This is a genomic window from Burkholderia sp. RF2-non_BP3, assembly GCF_001522185.1.
Lineage (GTDB): Bacteria > Pseudomonadota > Gammaproteobacteria > Burkholderiales > Burkholderiaceae > Burkholderia > Burkholderia diffusa.
The window spans coordinates 205664-218118 of the sequence record NZ_LOSU01000032.1; the positions used below are offsets into that span (position 1 = coordinate 205664).

Annotated in this window: 13 protein-coding genes; 3 read left to right on the forward strand and 10 right to left on the reverse strand. The window is 69.6% G+C overall.

Annotated elements, in window-relative coordinates; translation table 11 throughout:
• The first annotated feature begins 69 nt into the window (after positions 1–69).
• The 3 genes from thiL to WS45_RS15910 are packed head-to-tail and all read left to right on the forward strand — an operon-like array spanning position 70 to position 2168.
• A complete protein-coding gene (gene thiL / locus WS45_RS15900) occupies positions 70–1104 on the forward strand; it encodes a thiamine-phosphate kinase (RefSeq protein WP_156437185.1) in 1035 nt (344 codons plus the stop codon).
• Entirely contained in the window at positions 1094–1636 is a 543-nt protein-coding gene (locus tag WS45_RS15905) for a phosphatidylglycerophosphatase A family protein (protein ID WP_059700712.1), read from the forward strand. The genes thiL and WS45_RS15905 overlap by 11 nt, the downstream gene beginning before the upstream one ends.
• A 31-nt stretch (positions 1637–1667) precedes the next feature.
• Positions 1668–2168, forward strand: coding sequence for a CinA family protein (locus tag WS45_RS15910; protein WP_059700713.1), 501 nt, complete (start codon positions 1668–1670; stop codon positions 2166–2168).
• Positions 2169–2231: 63 nt separating this feature from the next.
• Here WS45_RS15910 and pyrF read toward each other — a convergent pair whose 3' ends face one another.
• The 10 genes from pyrF to WS45_RS15960 form a co-directional block, all read right to left on the reverse strand.
• Positions 2232–3059: an orotidine-5'-phosphate decarboxylase gene (pyrF, locus tag WS45_RS15915; RefSeq protein WP_059535255.1), complete on the reverse strand. Its 828-nt coding sequence runs from the start codon at positions 3057–3059 to the stop codon at positions 2232–2234.
• A 39-nt stretch (positions 3060–3098) separates the two neighbouring features.
• Positions 3099–4163 carry an aldose 1-epimerase gene (locus WS45_RS15920; RefSeq protein WP_059700714.1) on the reverse strand — a complete coding sequence of 355 codons (1065 nt, stop codon included), beginning with the start codon at positions 4161–4163 and terminating at the stop codon, positions 3099–3101.
• A gap of 74 nt (positions 4164–4237) precedes the next feature.
• The gene (locus WS45_RS15925) at positions 4238–5053 is read right to left on the reverse strand and encodes an SDR family NAD(P)-dependent oxidoreductase (protein WP_059700715.1); all 816 of its coding nucleotides are present in this window, start codon (positions 5051–5053) and stop codon (positions 4238–4240) included.
• Positions 5054–5076: 23 nt separating this feature from the next.
• Complete coding sequence (gene araH, locus WS45_RS15930) at positions 5077–6093, reverse strand: L-arabinose ABC transporter permease AraH (protein WP_059510986.1); 1017 nt, start codon at positions 6091–6093, stop codon at positions 5077–5079.
• A gap of 80 nt (positions 6094–6173) precedes the next feature.
• A complete protein-coding gene (gene araG, locus WS45_RS15935) occupies positions 6174–7694 on the reverse strand; it encodes an L-arabinose ABC transporter ATP-binding protein AraG (RefSeq protein ID WP_059535249.1) in 1521 nt (506 codons plus the stop codon).
• A 67-nt stretch (positions 7695–7761) separates the two neighbouring features.
• Positions 7762–8757 (reverse strand): arabinose ABC transporter substrate-binding protein, encoded by a 996-nt coding sequence (locus tag WS45_RS15940; RefSeq protein ID WP_059700716.1) that lies wholly within the window; start codon positions 8755–8757, stop codon positions 7762–7764.
• A 102-nt stretch (positions 8758–8859) separates the two neighbouring features.
• The gene (locus WS45_RS15945) at positions 8860–9639 is read right to left on the reverse strand and encodes an SDR family oxidoreductase (RefSeq protein WP_059700746.1); all 780 of its coding nucleotides are present in this window, start codon (positions 9637–9639) and stop codon (positions 8860–8862) included.
• Positions 9639–10316 carry a 2-dehydro-3-deoxy-6-phosphogalactonate aldolase gene (locus WS45_RS15950; RefSeq protein ID WP_059700717.1) on the reverse strand — a complete coding sequence of 226 codons (678 nt, stop codon included), beginning with the start codon at positions 10314–10316 and terminating at the stop codon, positions 9639–9641. The genes WS45_RS15945 and WS45_RS15950 overlap by 1 nt, the downstream gene beginning before the upstream one ends.
• Positions 10317–10338: 22 nt before the next feature.
• Complete coding sequence (locus tag WS45_RS15955) at positions 10339–11364, reverse strand: 2-dehydro-3-deoxygalactonokinase (protein WP_059700718.1); 1026 nt, start codon at positions 11362–11364, stop codon at positions 10339–10341.
• Positions 11361–12260 carry an IclR family transcriptional regulator gene (locus tag WS45_RS15960; RefSeq protein ID WP_059700719.1) on the reverse strand — a complete coding sequence of 300 codons (900 nt, stop codon included), beginning with the start codon at positions 12258–12260 and terminating at the stop codon, positions 11361–11363. The genes WS45_RS15955 and WS45_RS15960 overlap by 4 nt, the downstream gene beginning before the upstream one ends.
• Positions 12261–12455: the final 195 nt, after the last annotated feature.

Below are 12455 nucleotides of genomic sequence, written 5' to 3' on the forward strand. Positions count from 1 at the left end.
GATTCGGGTGCAACAGCCGCGACAAAAATGTACTGAACGGTGCAGGAACGGCGCCGTTCGCTGCGTACAATGCCGTTCCCTTCACCGCTTCCGGGTTCGTCCGCCGTGCCAGCCGCCTTGTCCGAGTTTTCGCTGATCGATCGCTTCTTCGCGCGCCGCGCGGCCCGGGGGGCGCGTGCGTCGACGCTCGGCATCGGCGACGATTGCGCGCTGATCGCGCCTCGATCCGGCAAATTGCTGGCCATTTCGACGGACATGCTGGTCGAAGGCCGCCATTTCTTCCCCGATGTCGCGCCCGACGCGCTCGGCCACAAGACGCTCGCGGTCAACCTGTCGGATCTCGCGGCGATGGGCGCCGAGCCGCGCGCGTTCACGCTCGCGTGCGCGCTGCCGCGGGCCGACGCGGCTTGGCTCGAGGCGTTCAGCAACGGGCTCTTCGCGCTCGCCGAGCGGTTCGGCTGCGAACTGATCGGCGGCGACACGACGAGCGGGCCGCTGAACCTGTGCGTGACCGTGTTCGGCGAAGTCTCGCCGGACGCGGCGCTGCGGCGCGACGCCGCGCGCGACGGCGACGACGTCTGGGTGTCCGGCACGCTCGGCGACGCCCGCGCGGGGCTCGGGCTCGCGCGCGGCGAATGGACCGCCGGCGCGAACGAAGCCGCCGCGTTCCGGCAGGCGCTCGAGCGTCCCGAGCCGCGCATCGCGCTCGGGCTTGCGCTCGCCGGCGTCGCGCATGCGGCGCTGGACATCTCGGACGGCCTCGCCGGCGACTTGCAGCACATCCTGACCCGCTCGAACGTGCGCGCCGAGATCGACGCGGACGCGGTGCCACGCTCGGCCGCGCTCGCGACGCTGCCGCCCGACGTGCAGCGACGCTGCACGCTCGCCGGCGGCGACGATTACGAACTATGCTTCACCGCGCCGGCCGCGGCCCGCGCGGCGATCGAGGCAGCGGGCGCGAGCGCCGGCGTTCGGGTGACGCGAGTCGGTACAATACACGCGTTGTCCTCGCCGTCGGAGCAGCCCGCGATCGCGTGGCGCGACGCCGCCGGCGCCCCCCTGACTCTCACGTTGCACGGTTTCGACCACTTCCATGCAGACTGATCCGACCGCGCAATCCGCGGCCGCGCCCGGCGCCGCCCGACACGTGCCGCAGCGCGCCACCGCGCGCTTCATGCTGTCGCACCCGGCGCACATCGTGTCGCTCGGCTTCGGCAGCGGGCTCGCGCCGTTCATGCCCGGCACGTTCGGCTCGCTGTTCGGCTGGCTCACGTTCGTGGTGTTCAACCGCTACCTGACGGTGCCCGAATGGTGGGCGCTGATCGCGGTCGGTTTCGCGGCGGGCACGTGTATCACCGGTTTCACCGCGCGGAAGATGGGCACGTCCGATCCGGGCGCCGTCGTCTGGGACGAGATCGTCGCGATCTGGCTCGTGATGCTGTTCGTCACGCCCGCGACCTTCATCGGCCAGTTGTGGGCGTTCGTCGTGTTCCGCTTCTTCGACATGCTCAAGCCGCCGCCGATCCGCTATTTCGACCGTCGCGTGAAAGGCGGGCTCGGCATCATGGTCGACGACCTGATCGCCGCGTTCATGACGCTGCTCGTGATCGCGTTCTGGCGCTCCGTCGTCGGCTGACCGATTTCCCGACTCCCGTTTCCCGACGCGCATGCCAACCGATTCCGTCGTCCATCAGCTTGCGATCCGCGCAGGCAACAAGCTGCGTGACGAGCACCTGTCGCTCGCCACCGCCGAATCCTGCACGGGCGGCATGATCGCCGCCGCGATCACCGACATCTCCGGCAGCAGCCAGTGGTTCGAGCGCGGCTTCGTCACCTACTCGAACCAGGCGAAGATCGACATGATCGGCGTGCCGTCCGACCTGATCGAGAAACACGGCGCCGTCAGCGAGCCGGTCGCGCGCGCGATGGCCGAAGGCGCGCTGCGCAACAGCCGCGCGCAGGTCGCGCTGTCCGTCACCGGCATCGCCGGCCCGGCGGGCGGCAGCGAGAAGAAGCCAGTCGGCACCGTGTCGTTCGCGTGGAGCAACCGGCTGCATACCGACGTCGAGACCCTCGTGTTCAAGGGCGACCGCGAGCAGATCCGCACGCAGGCGGCCACGCATGCGCTGCGCGGACTGCTGAAGCTGCTCGACGAACGCGAACGCTGATTTGCCGGCGCAGCGGCAGGGGCGGCCTCCGCCCGCGCAGGCGGCCCGTGTTTCGGCGATATTTCAGCGATACGCGTTGATCGTATCGCGCGTCTTCTGCGCGGCGAGCGCGGCGGCTTCGGCGAAATCCTCGCCCTTGCTCGCGTACAGGATCGCGCGCGACGAGTTGATCATCATCCCGGTGCCGTCGGCGGTGCGGCCCGCGTTGACGGTCGCCTGCACGTCGCCGCCCTGCGCGCCGATGCCGGGGATCAGGAGCGGCATGTCGCCGACGATCCCGCGCACGATCTCGATTTCCTTCGGGAACGTCGCGCCGACCACCAGGCCGAGCTGGCCGTTCTTCGCATTCCACTTGTTCGCCGCGAGGTCGGCCACGACCTGGTACAGCGGCCGGCCGTTGGTGTCGAGAAACTGCAGGTCCGACCCGCCCGGGTTCGACGTGCGGCACAGCACGATCACGCCCTTGCCTTCATGCTCGAAGTACGGCTCCACCGAGTCGTAGCCCATGTACGGGTTCACGGTGACCGCGTCCGCGCGATAGCGCTCGAACGCCTCGCGCGCGTACTGCTCGGCCGTGCTGCCGATGTCGCCGCGCTTCGCGTCGAGGATCACGGGCAGGCCCGGATGCTGGAGGTGGATGTGCGCGATCAGGCGCTCGAGCTGATCTTCCGCACGATGCGCGGCAAAGTACGCGATCTGCGGTTTGAACGCGCTCGCATACTGCGCGGTCGCGTCGACGATCTGCCGGCAGAATTCGAAGATCGCGTCGGGCTGGCCGTCGAACTGCACGGGAAAGCGCGACGGCTCGGGATCGAGGCCGACGCACAGCAGCGAATTCGTGCGCTGCCACGCGGCGCGCAGCGATTCGATGAAAGTAAGCGGGGAAGACATGGCGGATACTCGCGGCAAACCGTTGGTAGACCGCGTATTTTACCCGCGTCGCCGGCGTCCTTCGCGCGCGGCGGCGTCGATGCGCGCATCGGACCGTTCGACGGTGAACGCGAAACGCCGCGTGAGCCGCTCGCCCGGCGCGAGCAGCGTCATCCCGTGCGCGGCCGCGCCGCCCGGCAGGTTCACCGCATTGATCGGATGATCGACCGGCTCGAAGCAGAAGAAATGCTCGCCGGGCGGCGTATAGAGCACGTACGCATCGGCGTCGGCCGCGATCGTCAGCAACAGCCCGCGGCGCGGCCAGCTTACCGTCGCGTGGCCGCCCCAGCCGGTGAACGCATGATTGACGAGCGTCGCCGGCAACGGATACGCGACGCCGAACTGCCAGGCCGGCGGCACGCTCACGTGCCGCACCGGCAGAAAATCCGTGCCCGACAGCCACAGGCCGCCCGCGGCCGCGGCCAGCTCGGTCGCGTCGTCGCGCACGAGGAACGGATGCAGGCCGAGCCCGAACGGCAGCCGTGCACGCCCCGCGTTTTCGATCGTCAGCGCGATCGACAGCGTCGTGTCGTCGAGCGCGAACGACTGGATCGCGCGAAACGCGTACGGCGCGCCGCTCGCGCGATCGAGCGACAGCTGCAGCGTCGTGTCGGTCGCGTCGTCCACCTGCCACGGTGCGAGCCAGCCGTCGCCGTGAATCGGCAGCGGCTCGTCGCGGCGGTTGCGCGGCACCGCGACGCTGCGTCCGTCGCATTCGAAGCGGCCGTTGCCGATCCGGTTCGAGTACGGCAGCAGCGGATAGCACGCGAGCGCGTTCGGATCCGTCGCCGTTTCCGGGTGCTCGCACCGCCGGAACACCGGCACCAGCGCGCCGTGGTCGCCGCGCCAGTCGAAGCGCGCGATGCCGCCGCCCAGGTGCGGCAGCACGTCGAGCCGCAGCGACGCGTTCGACAGCGTGACGGCCGCCGCATGCGCGGCGCCGACGCCCTGCGCGAACGCGGCGGTCTGCGGGCCGGCGCTGACCGGCTGCGCGGCGGCAGCCAGGCGCGCGCGGCGCGACTGGCTCGTGGACGACGACGATGCGCGCGAGGACGTGGCGGTCATGGTGAGCTCCTTTCCTTCGTCGATGAAGCGATACGGGTCGTCGCGCGGTGCCGCGCGAACACGAACGTCGGCAATCAGGCCCAGCCGCCGTCGACCACCACGTCCTGCGCGGTGATCATCCGGCTGTCGTCGGCCGCGAGAAACAGCGCCATGCGCGCGAGATCGTCCGGCAGCAGCTCGGCGTCGATGCACTGGCCGGCCTTGATCGCCGCGCGGCCCGCATCGTCGAGCCACAGCCTGCGCTGCTTGTCGGTCATCACCCAGCCGGGCACCAGCGAATTCACGCGGATCCCGAACGGGCCGAGATCGCGCGCGAGCCCGCGCGTGAGGCCCTGCACGGCCGCCTTCGCCATCACGTAGACGGGGTAGCCGCCGTTCTTCAGCATCCAGCTGATCGAACCGAGATTGACAATCGCGCCGCCGCCGCGCTGCTTCATGTCGTCGATCACCGCCTGCGCGGCGAAGAACTGATGGCGCAGGTTCACCGCGATGCCCGCGTCGAACGATTCGGGCGTCACGTCGCCGATCGCGTGGCGCGTGTCGTTCGCCGCGTTGTTCACGAGCACCGCGATCGCGCCGATGCGCGCGCGGATCGCGTCGATCGCATGGCGCAGCGCGTCGATGTCGGTCAGATCGCACGGGATGAACAGCGGCGCGTGGCGCACGTCCGGCGCCTGCGCGAGGTTTTCCGCAAGCGCCTGGCCCGCGTGCGCGTCGAGATCGACGAACGCCACGCGCGCGCCCTGCCGCGCAAAGTGCTCGACGAACGCCGCGCCGATTCCGGTCGCGCCGCCCGTGATCAGCACCGCGCGATCCTCCAGGCTCGGGTAGCGCGCATAGCGCGCGTCGCTCGCGGCGCGCGGATCCTGCGCGGAAGTTTCGTTGGTCATGCGAATCGTCTCCGTGGAATCGGTCAGTCGCGAACGCCGCGGTTCTTCAGCTGGTCGAGCAGCACGGCCGCGAGCAGGATCGCGCCGCGCACCAGATACTGGTAGAACGCGTCGATGTTCAACAGGTTCATCACGTTCTCGACGGTGCCCATGATCAGCACGCCGATCACGACGCCCGAGATCGTCGCGCGGCCGCCCATCAGCGACACGCCGCCGAGCACGCACGCGGAGATCACGTTCAGCTCGAAGCCCTGCGCCGCGTTCGGCTGGCCCGACGTGATGCGCGATGCGAGGATCACGCCGGCGAGCGCCGTCACCGCGCCCTGGATCAGGAAGATGTACACGCGCGTGCGTTCGACGTTGATCCCCGCGAGGCGCGACGCCTCGGGATTGCCGCCGATCGCGAGCGTGTTGCGGCCGTACACGGTCTGGTTCAGCAGCACGCCGAACACGATGAAGCACATGAGCGTGACCCAGATCGGCAGCGAGACGCCGAAGAGCGACAGCCCGCCGAGCGCGATGAACGTATCCGACGACACGCCGACCGCCTGCCCCTTCGACACGATGAAGCCGAGCCCGCGCACGATTTCCATCGTCGCGAGCGTCGTGATCAGCGCGTTGATGCGCAGGTACGCGATCACCGCGCCGTTCACGAAGCCGATCGCCGCCCCGGCCGCGACCGCCGCGACGATCGCGACGAACGTGTTGTCGGTCGCATTCAGCACCATCGCGCACAGCACGCCCGAGAACGCGACGGTCGAGCCGATCGACAGGTCGAAGTCGCGCGAGGCCAGACAGAACATCATCGTGCACGCGACCATCCCGATCTGCGAGATCGACAGCGCGAGGCCGAGCATGTTGTCGATCGAGAAGAAGTGATCGACCGTCAGCGACATCGTCAAGAACATCACCGCGAAGATCGCGATCAGGCTGTATTCGGTGAGGTGCTGCCACCACTTCTGGCGGTCGCTCTGCTGGGGGACCAGCGCGTCGGCCGACGGCTTCACGGCTGCGCTGGCGAGGTTTTCCCTGACTTGCATGGTTGTATCTCCTGCTCCTGCATCGCGCGGCCCGCGCCGCGCTTGATCGATTCGAATGTCGTGCGCCGCCCGTGGCGACCTCACGCTGCGTCAGCCGCCTCGACGACGCTCGTCTGCGGCAGCGCGAGGCTCAGCACCGCATGCTCGTTCGCCTGCTCGCGCGGCAGCTCGCCCGCGATGCGGCCTTCGCGCATCACGACGATGCGGTCGGACACGCCGAGCACTTCCGGCAGTTCCGACGACACCATCACGATCGCGCAGCCGCGCTCCGCGAGCCGGTAGATCACGTCGTAGATCTCGTGCTTCGCGCCGACGTCGATGCCGCGCGTCGGCTCGTCGAGGATCACGACCTTGAGGTCGGGCTCCGCGAGCCAGCGCGACAGGATCGCCTTCTGCTGGTTGCCGCCGGACAGGAAGCGGATCTTCTGCCGCCGGTTCGGCGTCTTGATCTTCAGCCGCTGGATGAAGCGGTCGGCCGTTTCGCTTTCGGTCTTGCGGTCGATGAACAGGCCCGCGCGCAGCGAATGGCGGCGGCAGCTGATGTTGATGTTCTCCGCGACCGACGCCATCGCGATGATCCCTTCCTCCTTGCGGTCTTCCGGGCACAGCACGATGCCGTGACGGATCGCGTCGCCGGTGCGCTTCACGTCGATGCGCTTGCCGTCGAGCGTCAGCGCGCCCGCGCGCCGACGGTCCGCGCCATACACGAGCCGCATCAGTTCGCTGCGCCCCGCGCCGACCAGCCCGAAGAAGCCGACGATCTCGCCCGCGCGCACCGAGAAGCTCGCGGGTTCGCGCAACGCGGGGCCGTCGACGCCTTCGGCCGAAAACCGCACGTCGCCGAGCGCACGCGGCGCGTAGTGATAAATGTCCGCGATCTCGCGTCCGACCATCTCGGCGACCAGCCGCTCGCGCGGCACGTCGGCGAGCGATTCGTGCGACGCGATCTTGCGCCCGTCGCGAAAGATCGTGCACGCATCGCACAGCCGGTAGATCTCGTCCATCCGGTGCGAGATGTAGATCAGCGCGCGGCCCTGCGCGCGCAGGTCGTCGACGAGCTTGAACAGCACCTCGGTCTCGCGATGCGACAGCGAGCTCGTCGGTTCGTCGAGCGCGATCACGCGCGCGTTGCGCATCAGCGCCTTGCAGATCTCGACCATCTGCCGCTGCGCGATCGACAGCCGCCCGAGTTTCGCGTCGGGATCGAGATCGACGCCCATCGCGGCAAGCCGCTCGCGCACATGGCGCTTCGCCTCGCCCTTCCTCACCCAGCCGAGCGCATTCGGCAGGCGGCCGAGCAGCAGGTTCTCCGCGACCGTCAGGTCGGGCACGTACTGCAGCTCCTGGTGAATCACCGCAATGCCGGCCGCGATCGACGCGGCCGCACTCGAAAAATGCACGGGCTGGCCGTCGACCAGCACGCTGCCCGCATCGGGCTGGTATTCGCCGCCGAGAATCTTCAGCAGCGTCGACTTGCCCGCGCCGTTCTCGCCCATCAGGCCATGCACCTCGCCCGCGTGCACGTCGAACGAGATGCCGTCGAGTGCGCGCACGCCGGGAAATACCTTGCCGATATTGTCAAAACGCAGTGCCGCTGACACGTCGTCTCCCTGCTTCCAGTTCCATCGATCGCCGGCCGCCGCATCGCCGCGGCAGCCGGCGGGCCGCTTACTTCGATGCGAGCCCCATCTCCTCGCGCACCTTCGACACGTTGTCGCGCGTCGCGAGCATGCCCGTCGTCAGCGTCAGCGCCGGCGGTGCCTTGCCCTGCGTGATCCACGCGTACATCAGGTCCGAGGTTTCCTCGCCGTGGCGCTTCGGGCTGATGATCACGGTGCCGTAGAAGCCCGTCGGCTGCGGCTTCTTGAACTCGTTCAGCGCCGAATCGGAACCGCCGATGCCGATGCCGATCATGTTGTCCGCCTTGAAGCCGCGTCCTTCCGCCGCGCGCACCGCGCCGAGCACGGCCTCGTCGTTCAGGCCGTACGCGACCCAGTGCTTGAACTGCGGATTCTTGGTGAGCGCGATGTTCGCCGCGTTGAACGCGTTCTCGGTGTCGGTCTTCGCCTGCGGCGCCGCGATCACGTTCGCCTTCGGGAAGCCGGCCGCCACCAGCGCGTCGGTCGCGCCGCTCGTGCGGTCGTGCGCGGTCGGCAGCTGCTCGTAGGTGATGTCGATCGCGCCGACGTCCTTCATGTCCCAGCCGCGCTTCTTGATCTCGGCCGCGATGCCGTCGCCGACCTGCTTGCCGATGTTGTACGCGGAGATCCCCATGTGCGGCACCGCATCGATCGGCTTGCCCGCGCCGTCGACGAGGCGGTCGTCGACCGTCATCATCTTCAGGTTGTGCGACTTCGCCTTCGCGACGATGCCCGGCCCGAGCTTCACGTCGGGCGTGCAGATGATGAAGCCCTGCGCCTTCTGCGCGGACAGGTTGTCGATCGCGCTCATCACCTTCTCGCCCGACGGCGCGCCGATCTTCACGAGCGTGAAGCCCTTGTTCTTCGCCGCGATCTCGGCGAACTTCCACTCGTCCTGGAACCACGGCTCTTCCGGCTGCTTCACCAGGAAGCCGATCTTGACCGGGTCGGCCGCATGCGCGACCGGGCTGCCGATCACCACTGCCGCCACCGCGGCCAGCGTTACGAAGGTTCTGCGTTTCATCTCCAGTGTCTCCTTGTCTTCATCGAACGGAATGCAGCCGCTTGTTGGTTTCGACGCAGCGTGCGCGCGGCCGTCGCACGTGCGGTCTGTCGAATCGTTGCGTCAGTCGTGGTACAGCGCCGCGCGCCCGCCGTCGACGGTGATGCACGCGGCATTGATGAACGGCGCCTCGTCGGAGGCGAGGAACACGGCCGTCATCGCGACTTCCTCCGGTTTGCCGATCCGCTTCATCGGCTGCAGCGCGAGCGTCTCGGCGCGCGCCGCGGCCGGGTCGGCCTGCGCATCCCACCAGTCGCGCGTGAGCTGCGTCTCGATGTAGCCGGGCGCGATCGCGTTCACGCGCACGTTGCGCGCCGCGTATTCGATGCCCAGCGCACGCGTGAGGCCCAGCACGCCGTGCTTCGCGACCGGGTACGGAAAGCAGCCCGGGATGATCCGGAACGCATGCGTCGACGCGATGTTCACGATGCTGCCGCGACCGCGCTCGACCATCCCCGGCAGCGCCGCACGGCAGCCGTGCCACACGCCGTCGAGGTCGACCGCGAAGCAGCGGCGCCAGTCTTCGTCCGTCATCGTCAGCGGATCGGCGAACACGTTGATGCCGGCGTTGTTCACCAGCACGTCGAGCGGGCCGAATGCGGCCTCGGTCTGCGCGAGCGCGTCGCGCACCGAATCCTGCCGCGTGACGTCCGCAAGCAGCGGCAGCACGCGCGCGCCGTCGATGTCGTCGGCGATCGCCGCGGCCGTGCGCTGCGCTTGCGGGAAGTCGAGGTCGACGAGCGCGACGGCCGCACCCTCGCGCGCGAACGCCCGCGCGATCGCGGCGCCGATCCCGCGGCCCGCGCCCGTCACCATCGCGACCTTGCCCGCGAGACGTCCCATCATGCGGCTCCGCCGCGCGCCGCGCGCAGGCCGGCCTGGAACGCGCGCGCGTTCGCCGCGGTCTCGTTCGCCGACTGGCCGGGCCGGTACAGCGCCGAACCGAGCCCGAAGCCGTTGGCGCCGGCCGCGAGAAACGGCTGCATGTTGTCCGGGGAAATTCCGCCGACCGGAATCAGCGGCACCGCGCGGTCGATCACCGCGCGCCACGCCTTCACGACGGCCACGCCGAGCTGCTCGGCCGGGAACATCTTCAGCACGTCGGCGCCGTTCGCGAGCGCGGCGAACGCCTCGGTCGGCGTCGCGACGCCCGGTGCGCTCGCGAGCCCGCGCTCGCGTGCACGGCGGATCACGGCCGCGTCGCTGTGCGGCATCACGATCAGCGTGCCGCCCGCGTCCTGCACGCGGTCGACATGCTCGGCGCGCAGCACGGTGCCGGCGCCGACGATCATGTCGTCGGGCAGCGCGCGGCGCAGCGCGGCGATGCTGCCGAACGGATCCGGCGAGTTGAGCGGCACCTCGACGATCCGGAAGCCCGCTTCGTGCAGCGCAAGGCCGTGGTCGGCCGCTTCGGCGGGCGTGATGCCGCGCATGATCGCGATCAGCGGACACGCGTCGAACGCGCGCATCAGCGCGGCGTGCGGCGTGTACGGTGCGGGCAGCGTAAGGTCGGACGACATCGACGGTTCCTCTTCAATCGGTTCACTGGTCGGCGCAGACGGGCTCGCCGTCCGCGCGCACGAGCCCGGCGCGCGACGCGATCCACCACAAGCCGCGCTCCGTAGCCTGCGCGACGACGCGCGCGTGCGTGCAGCCGAACACGCTCAACGCGTCGACGTAGCGCGCGCACAATCCGTCGTCGCCGATCAGCAGCAGCGGCTGGTTCGCGAGCGCGACGCCGCGTTCCGCGAGCATCGCGTCGAGCGCGTTCAGCTCATGGCCGATCAGCAGGCCGGACAGGTAATCGCCCTGCGCATCGGGCGCGAGCCGGTCGGTCAGGCCGAGCGTGCGGGTGCTGAAGATCGTCGCGAGCAGCCCCGCGCGCTGCGCGCCGCGAGCCACCGCGACACCGCGCGCGAATGCCACGCGGTCGGGCGATTCGCTCGCGCGCATCGTGCGGCCGAGGATCGTGTGATCGCGCAGCGCCGCGAACAGCTCGCCGGTCATGAAAGTCTGGAAGCGCTCGATGAGCCCGTCCTTCACCCATGCCCATTTCGCATGCGTGCCCGGCAAGCCGATCAGTACGCCTGAACGATCTGCATCAAGCAAGGGATCGTTCGCGAGTGCGCCGAATATCTGCGTTTCTTCGCCGCGCATCACGTCGGGCAAGTCGCCCGTCGCGATCACGCCCGGCACGATCGACACCGTCGTGCCGCGCGACGTCGTCACCGTGACGAGCCCCGCGACGAGCGCGTCGGCGCCGGCCGGCACCTGGACGTACGGCGCCTCGCGCCAGCCCTGCGCGCTGCCGACCATCCCCGCTGCCAGCACCGGCACGCCCGGCGCGCGGTCGAGCCAGTCGCCGCACGCTTCCTCGAACACGACGTCGAACGCACGCGCGCCGCCGGCCGGCACGTGCATCACGCCCGCGGCACGGCTGCGCGTGTCGAGCAGCGCACCGTGCGCGTCGAACAGATACGCGCGCAGCGACGTCGTGCCCCAGTCGAGCGCGATCAGCGACGGTGCGGCGCAGGAGGCGTCCGGAGCGGTCCGGGTCGAATTGGTCATCGTTTGATCCTGCGGGTACCCTGCGGCGGGCTCCAGCCCAGTTCCGCGGAAATCGCTCGCGCTTCGCGCTGCACGAGCGGAATCAGTTCGTCCATCCGGTCGTGCGGCATGTACGGAATCGTGCTCGCGACCGATACGGCCGCGACGATCGCGCCCGACGCGTCGCGGATCGGCGCGGCCACGCAGCGGATCGACGCCTCGTTTTCCTCGAGGTCGAACGTGTAGCCGCCGGCCGCGTAATGCGCCATGCGCTGCAGGAACGCGCTCGTCTCGGGCCGGTTGTCCGGCTTGAAGTTGACGCCGGCCAGCGCGCGCCGCGCGGCTTCGAACAACGAGCGCCACAGGTCCGGATCGAGGTCGAGCATCATCGCCTTGCCGATGCCGGTCGACGCGAGCGGCATCCGGTGGCCGACACGCGAGCGCATCTCGAGGCCGCGCGTGCCGGGGATCTTGTCGATGTACAGCACGTCGTCGCCGTCGCGCACGCCGAGGTGGATCGTGTCGAGCGTCGCTTCGGCGAGCGCCTCGAGGTGCGGCCGCGCGACCGCCGTGAGCGGCATCTGCTCGAGCGCGATCGTGCCGAGCTCGATCAGCTTCGGTCCGAGCAGATAGCCGCCCTGCACCTGGCGCAGGTAGCGCGCCTGCACGAGGCTGCTGACGAGACGGTGCGTCGTGCTGCGCGTCGTGCCGAGCGCGGCGCCGATCGCACGCATGTCGCGCGCGCCGTTCGCGATCGCTTCGAGGATCGCGAGGCCGCGCAACAGCGTCTGCGTGCCGGCCTGCTGCGCGGCGAGGTCGAGCGGCGTGCTGGTCGCGCCGATGGTGTCGGTGAGCGGCGCATCGTCCGGCGTCGCGCGCCGGGCCTCGAGAGCAAGGGAATCGGGCATCTTGGTCATGGAACGTGCTTCTTCAGCGGAATCGGTGAAGCCGCTGTCGCGACGCCGGAACGAGGTCGGGCGTCGCGGCAACGCGGCGGTCGATGCACCGAGGAAAGCGCCCGGCGAACTTCATGGAATGTGTCTCCGTATGCGTCGGGCGCCGCGCGGTGCGTGGGTCCGAAGCTGTCGATGTGCTTCGGATTGTAGGAGCGC